This window comes from Pseudomonas sp. GL-RE-29 (genome assembly GCF_019947275.1).
GTDB lineage: Bacteria > Pseudomonadota > Gammaproteobacteria > Pseudomonadales > Pseudomonadaceae > Aquipseudomonas > Aquipseudomonas fluorescens_A.
Map to the genome: position 1 here is coordinate 1 of NZ_JAGYGD010000008.1, position 17,487 is coordinate 17,487.

17 protein-coding genes are annotated in these 17,487 nt (G+C 58.8%); 2 read left to right on the top strand and 15 right to left on the bottom strand.

Features of this window, described 5'->3' with window-relative positions; translation table 11 throughout:
- Positions 1 to 68: 68 nt before the first annotated feature.
- The 8 genes from KGB21_RS08875 to KGB21_RS08910 form a co-directional block, all read right to left on the bottom strand.
- Positions 69 to 959 (bottom strand): ABC transporter permease subunit, encoded by an 891-nt coding sequence (locus KGB21_RS08875; protein ID WP_034147615.1) that lies wholly within the window; start codon positions 957 to 959, stop codon positions 69 to 71.
- Positions 956 to 1,837, bottom strand: coding sequence for an ABC transporter permease subunit (locus KGB21_RS08880; protein WP_172668653.1), 882 nt, complete (start codon positions 1,835 to 1,837; stop codon positions 956 to 958). Before KGB21_RS08880 ends, KGB21_RS08875 begins: the two co-directional genes overlap by 4 nt.
- Positions 1,838 to 1,872: 35 nt before the next feature.
- Positions 1,873 to 3,015, bottom strand: coding sequence for an ABC transporter ATP-binding protein (locus KGB21_RS08885; RefSeq protein ID WP_034147617.1), 1,143 nt, complete (start codon positions 3,013 to 3,015; stop codon positions 1,873 to 1,875).
- A gap of 73 nt (positions 3,016 to 3,088) precedes the next feature.
- Positions 3,089 to 4,186 (bottom strand): polyamine ABC transporter substrate-binding protein, encoded by a 1,098-nt coding sequence (locus KGB21_RS08890; RefSeq protein WP_317846718.1) that lies wholly within the window; start codon positions 4,184 to 4,186, stop codon positions 3,089 to 3,091.
- A gap of 188 nt (positions 4,187 to 4,374) precedes the next feature.
- Complete coding sequence (locus KGB21_RS08895) at positions 4,375 to 5,487, bottom strand: polyamine ABC transporter substrate-binding protein (RefSeq protein WP_223504807.1); 1,113 nt, start codon at positions 5,485 to 5,487, stop codon at positions 4,375 to 4,377.
- Positions 5,488 to 5,656: 169 nt separating this feature from the next.
- Positions 5,657 to 7,021: an aspartate aminotransferase family protein gene (locus KGB21_RS08900; RefSeq protein WP_034147620.1), complete on the bottom strand. Its 1,365-nt coding sequence runs from the start codon at positions 7,019 to 7,021 to the stop codon at positions 5,657 to 5,659.
- Between the two features lie 59 nt (positions 7,022 to 7,080).
- Positions 7,081 to 8,439 (bottom strand): glutamine synthetase family protein, encoded by a 1,359-nt coding sequence (locus tag KGB21_RS08905; RefSeq protein WP_223504809.1) that lies wholly within the window; start codon positions 8,437 to 8,439, stop codon positions 7,081 to 7,083.
- Positions 8,440 to 8,477: 38 nt separating this feature from the next.
- On the bottom strand, positions 8,478 to 8,840 hold the full coding sequence (locus KGB21_RS08910) for a glutamine amidotransferase (protein WP_223504811.1): 363 nt from the start codon (positions 8,838 to 8,840) through the stop codon (positions 8,478 to 8,480).
- Between the two features lie 278 nt (positions 8,841 to 9,118).
- Here KGB21_RS08910 and KGB21_RS08915 point away from each other — a divergent pair, with 278 nt between their 5' ends.
- Positions 9,119 to 10,495 carry a glutamine synthetase family protein gene (locus KGB21_RS08915; protein WP_034147622.1) on the top strand — a complete coding sequence of 459 codons (1,377 nt, stop codon included), beginning with the start codon at positions 9,119 to 9,121 and terminating at the stop codon, positions 10,493 to 10,495.
- Positions 10,496 to 10,777: 282 nt separating this feature from the next.
- Positions 10,778 to 11,416: a TetR/AcrR family transcriptional regulator gene (locus KGB21_RS08920; protein WP_223504813.1), complete on the top strand. Its 639-nt coding sequence runs from the start codon at positions 10,778 to 10,780 to the stop codon at positions 11,414 to 11,416.
- 149 nt (positions 11,417 to 11,565) lie between these two features.
- Here the strand turns inward: KGB21_RS08920 and KGB21_RS08925 are convergent, their stop codons facing one another.
- The 7 genes from KGB21_RS08925 to KGB21_RS08955 all read right to left on the bottom strand — a co-directional run bounded on the left by KGB21_RS08925 (position 11,566) and on the right by KGB21_RS08955 (position 17,234).
- Positions 11,566 to 11,781 (bottom strand): molybdopterin-binding protein, encoded by a 216-nt coding sequence (locus tag KGB21_RS08925; protein WP_007967989.1) that lies wholly within the window; start codon positions 11,779 to 11,781, stop codon positions 11,566 to 11,568.
- 106 nt (positions 11,782 to 11,887) lie between these two features.
- Positions 11,888 to 12,694 (bottom strand): aliphatic sulfonates ABC transporter ATP-binding protein, encoded by an 807-nt coding sequence (ssuB, locus tag KGB21_RS08930; protein ID WP_034147624.1) that lies wholly within the window; start codon positions 12,692 to 12,694, stop codon positions 11,888 to 11,890.
- Positions 12,691 to 13,473 (bottom strand): aliphatic sulfonate ABC transporter permease SsuC, encoded by a 783-nt coding sequence (gene ssuC / locus KGB21_RS08935; protein ID WP_223504815.1) that lies wholly within the window; start codon positions 13,471 to 13,473, stop codon positions 12,691 to 12,693. Before ssuC ends, ssuB begins: the two co-directional genes overlap by 4 nt.
- An 8-nt stretch (positions 13,474 to 13,481) precedes the next feature.
- Complete coding sequence (gene ssuD / locus KGB21_RS08940) at positions 13,482 to 14,630, bottom strand: FMNH2-dependent alkanesulfonate monooxygenase (protein ID WP_223504817.1); 1,149 nt, start codon at positions 14,628 to 14,630, stop codon at positions 13,482 to 13,484.
- Between the two features lie 25 nt (positions 14,631 to 14,655).
- Positions 14,656 to 15,621: a sulfonate ABC transporter substrate-binding protein gene (locus KGB21_RS08945; protein ID WP_223504819.1), complete on the bottom strand. Its 966-nt coding sequence runs from the start codon at positions 15,619 to 15,621 to the stop codon at positions 14,656 to 14,658.
- Positions 15,622 to 15,707: 86 nt separating this feature from the next.
- Entirely contained in the window at positions 15,708 to 16,301 is a 594-nt protein-coding gene (gene ssuE / locus KGB21_RS08950; protein WP_034147627.1) for an NADPH-dependent FMN reductase, read from the bottom strand.
- Between the two features lie 294 nt (positions 16,302 to 16,595).
- Complete coding sequence (locus KGB21_RS08955; RefSeq protein WP_034147628.1) at positions 16,596 to 17,234, bottom strand: peroxiredoxin; 639 nt, start codon at positions 17,232 to 17,234, stop codon at positions 16,596 to 16,598.
- Positions 17,235 to 17,487: the final 253 nt, after the last annotated feature.

The following is a 17,487-nucleotide window of genomic DNA, read 5'->3' on the forward strand; positions in this document are numbered from 1 at the left end:
GTGTCAGTCGAAATCAATGTGACTGACACACCATCGCCAGCAAGCCGGCTCCTACAGAGGTTTCCGGTTCAGGCCGCTTCCGGCGCCTGCGCGCGACGCACGTCCGGTTGCTTCCACGAATCGGCCGCGCTTTCTTCGATGGCTTGCTGGATTGCACGCTTGCGCGCTTCTTCAGCGCGACGGCTGAAGAACCAGACCAGGAAGGTCATCAGCGACACCGCCAGCAGAATCAGGCTGGCCACGGCGTTGATCTCCGGCTTCACGCCCAGTCGCACCGCCGAGAACACTTCCATCGGCAGCGTGGTGGAACCCGGGCCCGACACGAAGCTCGCCAACACCAGGTCATCCAGCGACAGGGCAAACGACATCATGCCACCGGCACCCAGGGATGGCGCGATCATTGGAATGGTGATCAGGAAGAACACCTTCCACGGCCGCGCACCAAGGTCCATGGCCGCTTCTTCGATGGACAGGTCCAGCTCACGCAGGCGCGCCGACACCACCACCGCCACATACGCCGCACAGAACGTCGTGTGGGCGATCCAGATGGTGACGATGCCGCGTTCCTGCGGCCAGCCGATCATCTGCGCCATGGCCACGAACAGCAGCAACAGCGACAGGCCGGTGATGACTTCTGGCATTACCAGCGGCGCAGTGACCAAGCCACCGAACAGCGTGCGACCCTTGAAGTGGGTGATGCGGGTCAGGACAAACGCGGCCAATGTACCCAGCGCCACCGCCGCAATCGCCGTGTAGCAGGCGATTTCCAGCGAGCGCACCACCGAACCCATCAGTTGCGTGTTATCCATCAGGCCGACGTACCACTTGATCGACCAGCCGCCCCACACCGTCACCAGTTTGGAGGCGTTGAACGAGTAGATGACCAGGATCAGCATCGGCGCGTAGATGAACAGCAATCCCGCTACCAGCATGAAACTCGAGAAACGGAAGCGCTTCATTCCTTGCCCTCCATCTCTTTGGCTTGGCTACGGTTGAACAGGATGATCGGCACGATCAGGATCGCCAGCATCACCACCGCCAGGGCAGACGCCACCGGCCAGTCACGGTTGTTGAAGAACTCTTGCCACAGCACTTTACCGATCATCAGGGTTTCCGGGCCGCCGAGCAGTTCCGGGATCACGAACTCACCCACCACCGGGATGAACACCAGCATGCAGCCGGCGATGATGCCGTTTTTCGACAGCGGAATGGTGATCTTCCAGAAGCTGTTGAACGTGCTTGAGCCCAGGTCCGACGCGGCTTCCAGCAAGCTGTTGTCGTGCTTCACCAGGTTGGCGTACAGCGGCAGGATCATGAACGGCAGGTACGAATATACGACGCCGATATACACCGCGAGGTTGGTGTTGAGGATCTGCAGCGGTTCGTCGATCCAGCCCATGGTCATCAGGAAACCGTTGAGCAGACCGTTGTTGCTGAGGATGCCCATCCACGCATACACGCGGATCAGGATCGCGGTCCAGGTCGGCATCATGATCAGCAACACCAGCACCGTTTGCAGTTCTTTACGGGCGCTGGCGATGGCGTAGGCCATCGGGTAGCCGATCACCAGGCAGAGGATGGTGCTGATCAGCGCCATCTTCAACGAGCCGAGGTACGCGGCGATGTACAACTCGTCGTCGCCCAGCATCGCGTAGTTGCCGAGGTTGAGCAGCACCTGCAACTTCTGTTCGGCGTAGCTGTAGATTTCGGTGTACGGCGGGATGGCCACGTCGGCTTCGGCGAAGCTGATCTTCAGGACGATGAAGAACGGCAACATGAAGAACAGGAACAGCCAAATGAACGGAACCCCGATGACCAACTGGCGGCCACCGGGAATTATTCGATTGAGGCGGCGTTTGAATTTGCGCATGTTCATGAGCGAAGTACCACGCCGCTATCGTCTTCCCAATACACGTAAACCTGATCACCCCAGGTCGGACGAGCACCGCGACGCTCGGCGTTGGCCACGAACGACTGGACGATCTTGCCGCTCGGCAACTCGACGTAGAACACCGAGTGGCCGCCGAGGTAAGCGATGTCGTGGACCTTGCCGCTGGACCAGTTGTATTCGCAGGTCGGTTGGGTCGGCGTGACGAGCAGTTTTTCCGGACGGATCGCGTAGGTCACGGATTTGTCTTGCACCGAAGTGCTGATGCCGTGGCCCACATAAATCTTCCGGTCGAGGTCCTTGCAGGTGATGATCGCGTGGCCCTCGGCGTCGTCGATCACTTCACCGTCGAAGATGTTGACGTTGCCGATGAACTCGCAGACCAGGCGGCTGGTCGGGGTTTCGTAGATGTCGATCGGGCTGCCGATCTGGGCGATCCAGCCCAGGTGCATGATCGCGATGCGCTCGGCCATGGTCATGGCCTCTTCCTGGTCGTGGGTCACCATGACGCAGGTTACGCCGACGCGCTCGATGATCTCGACCAACTCCAGTTGCATTTGCGAACGCAGCTTCTTGTCCAGTGCACCCATCGGCTCGTCCAGCAGCAACAGCTTCGGGCGCTTGGCCAGCGAACGGGCCAGGGCCACACGCTGGCGCTGGCCACCGGACAACTGATGCGGCTTGCGCTTGGCGTACTGGCTCATTTGCACCAGCTTGAGCATGTCGGCCACGCGGGCATCAACTTCAGCAGCGGGAAGCTTGTCCTGCTTGAGGCCGAAAGCGATGTTCTGCGCCACGGTCATGTGCGGGAACAAGGCGTAGGACTGGAACATCATGTTGATCGGCCGCTCGTACGGCGGCATGTCGGTGATGTCTACGCCATCGAGGAAAATGCGCCCCTCCGTGGGCCGTTCGAAACCTGCGAGCATGCGCAGCAGGGTGGACTTGCCCGATCCCGAACCGCCGAGCAGGGCGAAAATCTCGCCTTTCTTGATTTCCAGGGACACATCGTCCACGGCAATCGTCTCGTCGAACTTCTTCGTGACCCGGTCGATTTTGACCAGCACCTGTTTAGGTGACTGGTCGCCCTCGAGGGCTTTCTTATAGGCGCCGGAGGCAACTGCCATTTACGAAACTCCCAGAAAAAAAGAGTGCAGTTCGCTCAAGGTGAGCCAACCTTGGATAGTTTGAACCTTGAAGCTATTTGCCCGACTTGACCTTGGTCCAGCTGCGGGTCATCAAACGTTGAATGTTTGGTGGTAACTCGATGGACACGTAGGTCTTGTCGAGCACGGCTTGCGGTGGATAAACCGCTTCGTCGGTGCGAATGGCCTGTTCCATCAGTTTGTCCGACCCCGGGTTAGGGTTGGCGTAGCCGACGTAATCACTGACCTGGGCGATCACCTCAGGTTTCAGCAAATAGTTGATGAACGCATGAGCCTCTTTGACGTTGGCCGAGTCTTTTGGAATCGCCAGCATGTCAAACCAGAGCGCACCGCCCTCTTTCGGAATCGAGTAGGCGATGTTCACACCTTTCTTGGCTTCTTCGGCGCGGTTCTTGGCCTGGAACATGTCGCCGGAGAAACCGATGGCGATACAGATATCGCCGTTCGCCAGATCGGCGATGTATTTGGAAGAGTGGAAGTAAGTCACGTAAGGCCGCACCGCCAGCAACTTGGCTTCGGCCTTTTTGTAGTCTTCGGGGTTGGTGCTGTTGGCATTCAGGCCCATGTAGTTAAGGACCGTCGGCATCATCTCATCGGCGGAATCGAGGAACGCTACGCCGCAGCTGTGCAGTTTCTTGATGTTCTCCGGTTCGAAGACCGCTGCCCAGGAGTCGATCTTGTCGACGCCCAGCACTTCCTTGATCTTGTCGACGTTGTAACCGATGCCGTTGGTGCCCCACAGGTACGGTACGGCGTACAGGTTACCCGGATCGTTTTGCTCCAGGCGCTTGAGCAGCACCGGGTCGAGGTTCGAGTAATTCGGCAGTTTGGACTTGTCGAGTTTCTGGAAGGCACCGGCCTTGATCTGTTTGCCAAGGAAGTGGTTGGACGGCACGACTACGTCATAACCGGTACGTCCGGCCAGCAACTTGCCTTCCAGGGTTTCGTTGGAATCAAAAACGTCATACACCGGTTTGATCCCGGTCTCTTTCTGGAAGTCGGCCAGGGTGGTCTCGCCGATATAGTCCGACCAGTTATAAATATGCACGGTACCGGCAGCTTGAACATTGACGGCAAGCGTCAACCCGGCAGCGACCAGCATGGCATTGCGCAACATAGAAAAAATAGGCAAGTGGAGGTCCTCTAAAATTAGTTGGGCCCAAGTTGCCCCGTGTTACATGACAGCCGTGGCTGCCTGGCAACAAAACCGGCGCGCAACTTACCCTCGAAAAACCGTTCCAGCAAAACTTTCTGTCATTTAATTAATCCTGTTGCCGCCACCGCGCAGGCAGCGACAACAGGTTATTGCCTCAAACCGGCTTATTTACCGGATTTGATCTTGGTCCAGCTGCGAGTCAGGATCCGCTGGGTGGCGGCCGGCAGGTCGGCAATCGCGTACAGCTTGGCCAGCACGTCCGCTGGCGGGTAGATGCCTGGGTCGTCGGTGATTTCTTTTTCAACCAACGGGGTGGCCGCCGCGTTGCCGTTCGGGAAACGTACGGCGTTGGTGATTTCAGCCATGATTTCCGGCTTCTGCAGGAAGGTCATGAACTTGTAGGCGCCTTCGACGTTTTCGGCATCTTTAGGGATGGCGACCATGTCGTAGAAGCTGCCGGCACCTTCTTTCGGAATGTTGTAGCTGACTTTAACTTTGTCACCGGCTTCAGCCGCGCGGGACTTGGCCTGGTAGATGTCACCCGAGTAGCCCACGGCTACGCAGATGTTGCCGTTGGCCAGGTCGGAGATGTACTTGGACGAGTGGAAGTAGCCCACCGAAGGACGAATTTTCAGGAACAGCGCTTCGGCTTCAGCCAGTTGTTTTTTGTCCTGGCTGTCGGTTGGATAGCCCAGGTAATGCAACGCCACCGGAATCATCTCGGTCGGCGAGTCGAGGAAACTGATACCGCACGACTTCAACTTGGCGGCGTTTTCAGGTTTGAACAGCAGGTCCCAGGAATTGGTCGGTGCATCGGCACCCAGTGCAGCCTTGACCTTCTCGGCGTTGAAGCCGATGCCGATCGAACCCCACATGTACGGGAAGGCGTGTTCGTTGCCCGGGTCGCTGACCGATACCGCTTTGAGCAGGTCGGTATTCAGGTTTTTCCAGTTAGGCAGCTTGGATTTGTCCAGCGTCTGGTAGACGCCAGCCTTGATTTGCTTGGCCAGGAAGTTGTTCGACGGGACGACGATGTCGTAACCGGACTTGCCTGCCAGCAACTTGGCTTCGAGGGTTTCGTTACTGTCGAACACGTCGTAGACGACTTTGATACCCGACTCGTCTTCGAACTTCTTGATGGTGTCCGGGGCGATGTAATCGGACCAGTTATAGACGTGCAACACCTTGTCGTCCGCCTGAACCGCACCCGCCATAATGCCCATCAGGGACATGGCGAGGAGTGTCTTGCCAGCAAGCTTTTTTCCTAATGCCTTCATGCGTAATGCTCCAAATTTTTCTTTTTTGAACCACTTTGTTCAGCGGCCGAACCCGGACAACTGGAACCGCGGCTAGTCTGGCAAGATCCGAGGCGGTCTTTCAAGGAAAGGCCAGCCTTTCTGACGGCTCTGAGCGAAAGTTTCATGACTCCCGCTCAGAGCCTAGCACTTAGCCCTGCAACGCACTCAGGGTCAGGTCCAGGCACTTGCGCGCCTTGGCAACCAACTCATCGATTTCCGCCGGCGTGATCACCAGCGGTGGAGCGATGATCATGGTGTCGCCCACGGCGCGCATGATCAGCCCGTTATCGAAGCAGAACTGCCGGCAGATCATGCCAACGCCCTTGCCTTCGTAGCGCTTGCGAGTGGCTTTGTCCTGAACCAGTTCGATGGCCCCCAACAGACCTACTCCACGAACTTCGCCCACCAATGGATGATCGTTCAGTTCCCGCAGACGCTTTTGCAAATACGGTGCCGTTTCGTTGTGCACGCGTTCGATAATTTTTTCGTCGCGCATGATGCGGATGTTTTCCAGCGCCACCGCCGCCGCCACCGGGTGACCGGAGTAGGTGAAGCCGTGGTTGAAATCACCACCTTCGTTGAGCACGTCCACCACTTCGTCCCGCACGATCAGGCCACCCATCGGGATGTAGCCGGAAGTCAGGCCTTTGGCGATGGTCATCATGTCGGGCTTGAGGCCGTAGAAATCGCTGCCGAACCACTCACCAGTGCGGCCGAAACCACAGATCACTTCGTCCGCCACGAACAGGATGTCGTACTTGGCGAGGATCTCCTTGATGCGCGGCCAGTAGGTCTCTGGCGGAATGATCACGCCGCCCGCGCCCTGGATCGGCTCAGCAATAAAGGCACCGACGTTGTCGACGCCGACTTCCAGAATCTTCTCTTCCAGTTGATTGGCCGCCCAGACACCGAACTCTTCCGGGGTCATTTCGCCGCCTTCGGCGAACCAATAAGGCTGCGCAATGTGAACGATGCCCGGGATCGGCAAGTCGCCCTGTTCGTGCATGTACGTCATGCCGCCCAGGCTCGCGCCGGCCACGGTGGAACCGTGATAGCCGTTCTTGCGGCTGATGATAACTTTCTTCTTCGGCTGGCCCTTGATCGCCCAGTAGTGACGAACCATACGCAGCATGGTGTCGTTGCCTTCGGAGCCGGAACCGGTGAAGAACACGTGGTTCATGCCTTCCGGGGCGATGTCGGCGATGGCCTTGGCCAGTTCCAGTACCGGTGGGTGAGCGGTCTGGAAGAACAGGTTGTAATACGGCAGTTCGCGCATTTGCTTGCTGGCGGCATCGGCCAGTTCATCGCGACCGTAACCGATGGCCACGCACCACAGGCCGGCCATGCCGTCGAGGATCTTGTTGCCTTCGCTGTCCCACAGGTAGACGCCCTTGGCGTTGGTGATGATCCGCGGGCCTTTCTCTTTCAGCTGCTTGAAGTCGCTGAACGGCGCCAGGTGGTGATCATTGCTCAGGGTTTGCCATTCACGGGTTTGCGGGTTGTTGCTGGTCATACGAATCTCCTAAAAAATCCAGGTGAAGGCGCCGCCGGAAGACAACGGCGCCCGGCGCATCAGACGGCAAAAAGCAGGAATTCCCGTTCCCACGAACTGATGACGCGCTTGAAGTTTTCATGCTCGGCCCGCTTGACCGCGACGTAGCCAGTGATGAAATTTTTGCCCAGGTACTTCTCGATGATTGAGCTGTTCTCCATGCGCTCCAACGCATCTTCGATGGTCAGTGGCAGGCGCAGGTTGCGGCGTTCATAGCCACGGCCCACCACCGGTGCACTCGGGTTCAGGCCTTCGACCATGCCGATGTAGCCGCAGAGCAGGCTCGCGGCAATTGCCAGGTACGGGTTGGCATCGGCGCCCGGCAGGCGGTTTTCCACCCGACGGTTTTGCGGCCCGGCATCCGGAACCCGCAGGCCCACGGTGCGGTTTTCTTCGCCCCACTCCACGTTCACCGGTGCCGAGGTGTCCGGCAGGAAGCGGCGGAACGAGTTGACATTGGGCGCGAACAGCGGCAACAGCTCGGGAATGAGTTTCTGCAAGCCACCGATGTGGTGCAGGAACAACTGGCTCATGGTCCCGTCTTCATTGGAGAAGATGTTCTTGCCGGTTTCGAGGTCGATGATGCTCTGGTGCAAGTGCATGGCACTGCCCGGCTCGCCGGTCATGGGCTTGGCCATGAACGTGGCGGCCACGTTGTGTTTGAGCGCGGCCTCGCGCATGGTGCGTTTGAACACCAGGATCTGGTCCGCCAGGGACAAGGCATCGCCGTGACGGAAGTTGATTTCCATCTGCGCCGTGCCGTCCTCGTGGATCAGCGTGTCGAGGTCCAGCTCCTGCAATTCGCACCAGTCGTAGACGTCTTCGAACAGCGGGTCGAATTCGTTGGCCGCTTCGATGGAGAACGATTGGCGACCGATTTCCGGGCGTCCGGAACGGCCGATTGGCGGTTGCAGCGGATAGTCCGGGTCGTCGCTGCGCTTGGTCAGGTAGAACTCCATTTCCGGCGCCACGATCGGCTGCCAGCCCTTGTCGGAATAGAGTTTCAAAACCTTCTTGAGCACGTTGCGCGGCGACAGTTCGATCGGGTTGCCCTGCTTGTCGTAGGTGTCGTGGATGACGATGGCGGTCGGCTCGATGGCCCATGGCACCAGGTACACCGCGCTCTGGTCGGGACGGCAGATCATGTCGATGTCGGCCGGATCGAGCAGCTCGTAATAGATGTCGTCTTCGACGTAATCGCCGGTCACGGTCTGCAACAACACACTTTCTGGCAGGCGCATGCCCTTTTCGGCGATGAATTTGTTGGTCGGCGAAATCTTGCCCCGGGTAATCCCGGTCAAGTCGGCGATCATGCATTCGACTTCTGTGATCTTGCGGTCTTTCAACCAATCGGTGAGCTGGTCGAGGTTGTGACTCATAAATGCCTCTAGGCTTTGAGTTTCCTGGCTCTCGTGAGTCAGGCGATGTTTGACGCATCGGCGTCGCGTTGAAATGCGTGCATGCGACAGGCTATCGTGTTTTTTCCAAACCGCGCGCCAAACGCCGGGCGTGCAGAATCGCGAGCGGAGTACTGAGCGATAGCCAAGCCGCTATAGTGAATCGGTTCTATATTGAATGGAGTAACCCTAAAGGGGGTGCTCTCGCAACCGTCCAGAATATCGGACGGGGACGGTCCATCCATCACGGACGGGAGGATGACCGACGAGCCCGAAGCCATTGAGGCCACGGCGCGAACAGAATTGTCGCCACTGATGTGATAAGCATTCAGACCGTTCTGCATAGAGCAGTCGGTGACGCCGCTTAACGGCAGGCGAGACATGAAGCACCCCGGTATTATTGCTGTTATGGGTTTGATTCGAGCTTAGCCTTGTTCATTTTTTTACACAACACCCCCGTAAAAAATACAACACGGCCCGCTCAAGCCTGCGGACGTCATAGTGCCAAGGGGCATAAAAACGCCCCAAAGTGCCTCAAAAAAGCCACGCGAGCGCTTTTTTAGGGCAAAAAAGGCCTTGCTTGACTTCGGCATGCCGTTCGGGTTGACTGGAATCCGAAGAGATCAATGATTGATATTTTTAACAACAAAGGTGTTGCATCATGTCGGTACCCCCGCGTGCCGTTCAGCTTAACGAAGCGAACGCGTTCCTTAAGGAACATCCTGAGGTTCTGTACGTTGACCTTCTGATTGCGGATATGAATGGTGTGGTGCGCGGCAAGCGCATCGAACGCACCAGCCTCCACAAGGTTTACGAGAAAGGCATCAACCTGCCGGCCTCTCTATTTGCTCTGGATATCAATGGCTCTACGGTGGAAAGCACCGGCCTGGGCCTGGACATCGGTGATGCTGACCGAATCTGCTATCCAATCCCCGACACCCTGTGCAACGAGCCATGGCAGAAGCGCCCGACCGCGCAACTGTTGATGACCATGCACGAACTGGAAGGCCAGCCATTCTTTGCCGACCCGCGGGAAGTATTGGCTAATGTCGTGCGCAAGTTCGACGAGATGGGCCTGACCATCTGCGCTGCGTTCGAACTGGAGTTCTACCTGATCGACCAGGAGAACGTGAACGGTCGCCCGCAACCACCCCGCTCGCCAGTGTCCGGCAAACGTCCGCACTCGACACAGGTCTACCTGATCGACGACCTCGACGAATACGTCGACTGCCTCCAGGACATTCTGGAAGGTGCGAAAGAGCAAGGCATTCCGGCCGACGCCATCGTCAAGGAAAGTGCCCCGGCGCAGTTCGAAGTGAACCTGCACCACGTGGCCGACCCGATCAAGGCTTGCGACTACGCCGTCCTGCTCAAGCGCCTGATCAAGAACATCGCCTACGACCATGAAATGGACACCACCTTCATGGCCAAGCCTTACCCAGGCCAGGCGGGTAACGGTTTGCACGTCCACATCTCGATTCTCGACAAAGATGGCAAGAATATTTTTGCCAGTGAGGATCCCGAGCAGAACGCCGCGCTGCGTCACGCGATCGGCGGTGTGCTCGAGACCCTACCGGCGCAGATGGCTTTCCTCTGCCCGAACGTCAACTCCTACCGTCGTTTCGGCGCACAGTTCTACGTGCCGAACTCGCCGAGCTGGGGCCTGGACAACCGCACCGTGGCCCTGCGCGTACCGACTGGCTCCGCCGACGCGGTACGTCTGGAACACCGCGTTGCCGGCGCCGATGCCAACCCGTACCTGCTGATGGCTTCGGTCCTGGCGGGCGTGCACCACGGCCTGGTCAACAAGATCGAGCCTGGCGCTCCGGTCGAAGGCAACAGCTACGAGCAGAACGAGCAAAGCCTGCCGAACAACCTGCGCGATGCACTGCGTGAGCTGGACGACAGCGAAGTCATGGCCAAGTACATCGATCCGAAGTACATCGATATCTTCGTCGCGTGCAAAGAGAGCGAGCTGGAGGAGTTCGAACACTCCATCTCCGACCTTGAGTACAACTGGTATCTGCATACCGTTTAAGCGGCTGCAGTAAAAAGAACGCCGTTGGCTGTTAAGGCCGACGGCGTTTTTTTATGGCCAACACAAAACCTGTGGCGAGGGAGCTTGCTCCCGCTGGAGGCCGAAGGACTCCCGTTAATTCGAGAGACGATTCTGTCAGGCATGTCGCATTGACTGGTTTTGGGGCCGCTCCGCTGCCCAGCGGGAGCAAGCTCCCTCGCCACAAGTTCAATGTTCCACTCCTGAGATATGGAACATCTGCCCGCTCTGCGTACAATGCCCCCTGCCCCGCAGGAGACTCCAATGACGCGCACCGCCACCCTTCGCAAACCCCGCGCACGCAGCCAGGCGCGGATCGATTCGATCCTCGATGCCGCCCGCACGCTGTTGGCCGCCGAGGGCGTGGCCAGTCTGTCGATCTATAGCGTCGCCGAGCGCGCGGAGATTCCGCCCTCCTCCGTCTACCACTTTTTCGCCAGCGTCCCGGCCCTGCTCGAAGCCTTGACGGCCGACGTCCACGCGGCCTTCCGCGCCTGCCTGCAAGCGCCCATCGACCATCACGCCCTAAGCGGCTGGCGTGATCTGTCGCGACTGGTGGAACAGCGCATGCTGGCGATCTACAGCGAAGACGCCGCCGCCCGCCAGTTGATCCTCGCCCAGCACGGCCTGACCGAAGTCACCCAGGCCGACCGCCAGCACGACATCGAACTCGGCGACCTGATGCACAAACTCTTCGACCATCACTTCGAACTGCCGAAGTTGCCGGGTGATGTCGATGTGTTTGCATTGGCGATGGAACTGGGTGATCGCGTTTATGCGCGCTCGGTGCAGCAGCACGGGCAGATTACGCCGCGTATGGCGGAGGAAGGGATGCGGGTGTTTGATGCTTACCTCGGCTTGTACTTACCGCCCTATCTGCACAAGCGCGCTGAACCTGCCTGATTTTTATCCGCCTCACCGGCCCCATCGCGAGCAGGCTCACTCCCACATTGGATTGGTGTTGAACACAAATTGTGTGGCCAACCCAAAACCCTGTGGGAGTGAGCCTGCTCGCGATGGTCGCGCCGCGGTCTCACTGTCTTTCCACGCCCTTACAACTTGGCGATCGACACCTCGGTGGATTTCACGAACGCGATCACTTCGCTGCCCACCGCCAGTTCCAGCTCTTTCACCGAACGGGTGGTGATGACCGAAGTGACGATGCCGGAAGCGGTCTGCACGTCGATTTCCGACAGCACGTCGCCGAGGACGATTTCCTTGATCGAGCCTTTGAACTGGTTGCGTACGTTGATGGCTTTGATAGTCATAGTTATTTCTCCTGGGGTCGAAATGAGCTGTAAGCGGCAAGCTACTAGCCGCAAGTAAAAGAGCTACTTCTACTTGCAGCTTGCGGCTCGAAGCTCGCAGCTGCTTCTATTGCGCCCACCGCAACTGCGTAGGCAAGGGTGAAACAGGTTCCGGCTCCGGCGGTTGACCCGGGAGCGACAGCACGCGGTTGAGGACTTCGGTTTCCAGCGCCGCCAGCCGATGGGAACCGCGGACCCGAGGGCGCGGCAGTTCCACGTACAGGTCGAGGCCGACTTCGCCGTCTTCGATCAGGATCACCCGATCGGCAATCGCCACCGCTTCACTGACGTCGTGGGTCACCAGCAACACGGTGAAGCCGTGCTTCTGCCAGAGCCGTTCAATCAGTTGCTGCATCTCGATTCGCGTCAACGCATCCAGCGCGCCCAGCGGTTCATCGAGCAACAGCAAGCGCGGCTGATGGATCAGCGCACGGGCCAGCGCCACACGCTGCTTTTGTCCACCGGACAAGGCTGCCGGCCATTCATTGGCGCGATCCGCCAGGCCGACCGCTTCCAACGCTTCCAGCGCCTGTGGCCGCCAGTTGCCCGAGAGACCGAGGCCAACGTTGTCGATGATCTTTTTCCACGGCAGCAAACGCGCTTCCTGAAACATCAAGCGAGTGTCTTCACGCGCCTCGCTCAGCGGTGCGGAACCAGCGAGCAATTCACCGCCGGTGGGCTGATCGAGACCAGCGAGCAAGCGCAGCAAGGTGCTTTTGCCGCAACCGCTACGACCGACTACCGCAACGAACTGGCCCGCCGGAATGTGCAGATCGATCTCGCGCAGCACCTGCCGCGAGCCAAAGGTTTTTTGCAGATTGCGCACTGCCAGCGGGATCCCGCGCAGCAAGCGTGGAGGTTGTTGAGCCGTCATGCGGCACCCCCTTTGACGACCTGATAGGCCGGATGCCAGCGCAGCCACACGCGTTCAAGTCCACGGGCTGCGAGGTCGGCGAGTTTGCCGAGCACCGCGTACATCAGAATCGCCAGCACCACCACGTCGGTCTGCAAGAATTCGCGGGCATTCATTGCCAGATAGCCAATGCCGGAGCTGGCGGAAATGGTTTCCGCGACGATCAGCGTCAACCACATGAAGCCCAGGGCGAAGCGCACACCGACCAGGATCGAAGGCAATGCACCCGGCAGGATCACCTGACGGAACAGGCTGAAACTGGACAAGCCATAGCTGCGCGACATCTCCACCAACGCCGGATCGACGTTGCGGATGCCGTGGTAAGTGTTGAGGTAAATCGGGAACAACGTGCCCAACGCCACCAGGAAAATCTTCGCCGACTCATCGATGCCGAACCACAGGATCACCAGCGGAATCAACGCCAGGTGCGGCACGTTACGGATCATTTGCACCGAACTGTCGAGCAGGCGTTCGCCCCATTTCGACAGGCCAGTGATGAAGCCCAATACCAGCCCGATGCTGCCACCGATGGTGAAACCCAGCGCGGCACGCCAGCCACTGATCGCCAGGTGCGTCCAGATTTCGCCGCTACGTACCAGACTCACACCGGCCTCGATCACCGCGATCGGTGCCGGCAGAATCCGCGTCGACAACCAGCCCGCCGACACCGACAACTGCCACACCGCCAGCAGCAACACCGGCAACGCCCAGGGCGCGAGGCTGTGGATAATTTTCTTCATGGCGCGCCTCAGCTCTGCGACGCGGCTTTAGGGAGGATGTCGTTGGCCACCATCTCGCCGAACGGACTGACGTAACCGGCGCTTTTCGGCAACTCGGGACGCTCGATGTCCAGATGCGGGAACAGCAACTCGGCGACGCGATACGACTCTTCCAGGTGTGGATAACCGGAGAAGATAAAAGTGTCGATGCCCAAGTCCGCGTATTCCTTCACGCGTGCCGCCACGGTCGGTCCATCGCCCACCAACGCCGTACCGGCACCGCCGCGCACCAGGCCGACCCCGGCCCACAGGTTAGGGCTGACTTCCAAGTTGTCACGACTGCCGCCGTGCAGCGCAGCCATGCGTTGCTGGCCGACGGAATCGAAGCGCGCCAGTGAAGCCTGGGCGCGAGCGATGGTGTCGTCATCCAGGTGCGAGATCAGTCGATCCGCCGCTTGCCAGGCTTCGGCGTTGGTTTCACGAACGATCACATGCAGACGAATGCCGAAGCGCACGGTGCGACCGAGCTTCGCGGCTTTGGCGCGCACTTGTTCAATCTTTTCGGCAACAGCCGCCGGAGGCTCACCCCAGGTCAGGACCATTTCCACTTGCTCTGCTGCCAGGTCCTGCGCCGCTTCCGACGAGCCGCCGAAGTACAGCGGTGGACGCGGTTGCTGGATCGGCGGATAGAGCAACTTGGCGCCCTTCACGCTGATGTGCTGGCCGTCGTAATCCACGGTTTCGCCTTCCAGCACGCGACGCCAGATGCGGGTAAATTCCACCGAAGCCTGATAGCGGTCTTCGTGGCTGAGGAACAGTCCGTCGCCGGCCAACTCTTCCGGATCACCACCAGTCACCAGGTTGAACAGCGCGCGGCCGCCGGACAAACGATCCAGGGTCGCCGCCTGACGCGCCGCCACCGTCGGGGAAATGATCCCGGGGCGCAGGGCAACAAGAAATTTCAAACGCTGGGTCACCGGGATCAGCGACGCCGCCACCAGCCACGAGTCTTCGCAGGAACGACCGGTAGGAATCAGCACGCCGCCGAAGCCGAGGCGATCCGCCGCTTGCGCGACTTGTTGCAGGTAACCGTGGTCGACGGCGCGAGCGCCTTCGGCGGTGCCAAGGTAATGGCCGTCGCCGTGGGTAGGCAGGAACCAGAAGATATTGAGGCTCATGGAGTGGTCTCCTTGGGGATTCTAATTACTGGGCTTTGGCAACGGCCGCCGGTGGCGTCCAGATCACGTCTTTGATGCTCAGCGGCTTCGGAATCAGCTTGAGCTGGTAGAAGCTGTCGGCGATTTTCTGTTGCGCGGCGACCACTTCCGGGGTCAGGAACAGCGCGCCGTAACCTTGGCGTTTCACCGAAGTCAGGGTGATGTCTGCCGGCAGGCCGAGCAGTGGCGAAACCTGTTTGGTCACGTCTTCCGGGTTGGCCTTGGACCATTCACCGACGGCGCGCACTTCTTCCACGAGGGTCTTGATCACCTCAGGATTTTTCTGCGCGTAAGGCTTGGTCGCCAGGTAGAACTGGTGGTTGTCGACGATGCCCTGACCATCGCGCAGGGTGTGCGCGTGCAGCTGCTGTTCGGCGGCTGCCTGGTACGGGTCCCAGATGACCCAGGCGTCGACGCTGCCACGTTCAAACGCAGCGCGGGCATCGGCCGGCGGCAGGAATACGGTCTGGATGTCGGTGTACTTGAGGCCGGCGTCTTCCAGGGCGCGGACCAGCAGGTAGTGCACATTGGAGCCTTTGTTCAGGACGACTTTCTTGCCCTTGAGGTCCGCCACCGATTTGATCGGCGAGTCCTTCGGCACCAGGATCGCTTCGCTGTGCGGCGCTGGTGGTTCGTAAGCGACGTAGAGCAGATCAGCACCTGCCGCTTGAGCGAACACGGGCGGGGTTTCGCCGGTGACGCCGAAGTCGATGGAGCCGACGTTCAGGCCTTCGAGCAGTTGCGGGCCACCGGGGAATTCAGTCCATTGCACGTCCACGCCTTGGGCAGCGAGGCGTTTTTCCAGGGTGCCTTTGGCTTTGAGCAGCACCAGGGTGCCGTATTTTTGATAGCCGATTCGCAGGGTTTCAGCTTGAGCTTGAGTAATGGCGCCGAAGGCTACAGCCGCTGCAAACAGAGCGACCAGACCACGACGCAAAATAACAGGGCGCATGGCGCTCTCCTTTTTGCAGTTGGGTTGGCTGCACCTGCTTGCCCGTTAGCGGGCGAGTAAGGCCAGTACATCAATATCGGTGTGGCTTAAATGCTCCAGCGAGCACTCAACAAACGTTCGTTCAACAGGTTTGGGTCGAGCGGCTTGGGCCGTCGCGCCATGGCGCTGAAAAACAACTCCAGCGACTCATTCAGTCTTTGTTCCAGCTCCGGCGCCAACTGCGCCTGGGCACTGCCTTCGCCATAAGCGATCTGGCTGTCCACGGCGAAAATCCCGTGGAGCATTTCCTGGGCTTTCAACGCTGACAACACAGGTTTGAGCGCGTAATCCACCGCCAGCATGTGAGCGATGCTACCGCCGGTAGCCATTGGCAAAACCACTTTGTGTGCCAGGGCGCGTTCGGGGAGCAAGTCCAGCACGGTTTTCAATGCGCCGGAGAACGATGCTTTGTAAACCGGCGTGGCAATCAGCAGGCCATCGGCGTTTTCAATCTGTTGCAGCAGGTCGATCACCTTCGGGCTGTCGAAGCGTGCGTGCAGCAAGTCTTCGGCCGGGAAGTCCCGTACCTGGTAACTCACCACTTCCACACCTTGCTCCTGCAACCAGCGTTGAGAGCGGTCCAGCAGCACCCCGGAACGGGAGCGTTGGCTCGGACTGCCACCGAGTGAGACGACCAGCATTCAGACACTTCCTTAAACGGTGTGGGCGATTCGCGGGCTGCGATCTCGCTTTGATGGGAGTGACCTTAACAGGTGATTGTTATATCCATAAATCATATTTATTCATTTGGTTATGCGTTTAGGAGATATGAAAATCAGCTTCTTCCAGGCAAAAAAACAGGCCGTTAAAACGGCCTGAAATCCCCTGCTTTGTGGATTTGTGCAAACCCCTGTAGGAGCTGGCTTGCCAGCGATGGCGCCATGTCTGACACCGCGCTGCATTAATCGCCAGCAAGCCGGCTCCTACAAAAGTGATTAACGATTTGGCTGCGGCGTCAGGCGCAGATACGGTTTCACCGCCCGATAGCCTTTCGGAAAGCGTCGCTTGATTTCATCTTCATCCTTGAGCGATGGCACGATCACTACGTCATCACCGTCCTGCCAATTGGCCGGAGTGGCCACTTTGTGGTTGTCAGTGAGTTGCAGCGAATCAATCACCCGCAGGATTTCGTTGAAGTTACGGCCAGTGCTCGCCGGGTAGGTGATGGTCAAGCGAACCTTTTTGTTCGGGTCGATCACGAATAGCGAACGTACGGTCAAGGTGTCGTTGGCGTTGGGATGGATCAGGTCGTAGAGATCGGAGACCTTGCGGTCGGCGTCGTCGAGGATTGGAAAGTTGACGACGGTGTTCTGGGTTTCGTTGATGTCTTCGATCCAGCGGTGGTGCGAATCCACCGGGTCGACGGATAGCGCGATGGCCTTGACCCCACGCTTGGCGAATTCATCTTTCAACTTGGCGGTGAAGCCGAGTTCGGTGGTGCACACCGGGGTGAAGTCGGCCGGGTGGGAAAACAGCACGCCCCAGCTATCGCCCAGCCACTGGTGGAAACGGATGGTGCCGGCGCTGGATTCCTGTTCGAAGTCGGGGGCGATATCGCCGAGTCTGAGGCTCATGGTGCTGCTCCTTGTGAGTGCTTGATGAGCTCAACTGTGCCTGTGTTTTTTATCTATTAAAAAGAATAAATATCAATTTATTTAGACCCAAAAAGAATATTAAAGATCTGTTCACTGGACTCTCCTGCGCATCCCGCCGAACATCGACCATAAGGTTCGAGAAGGCCTTGAGTTGCTGCAAAAGAGGGAATTTCAAGGCGGGATTACGGGGGTGACCCCGTCTTGAAACGCAAAAGCCCCGCCCGGCGTAATG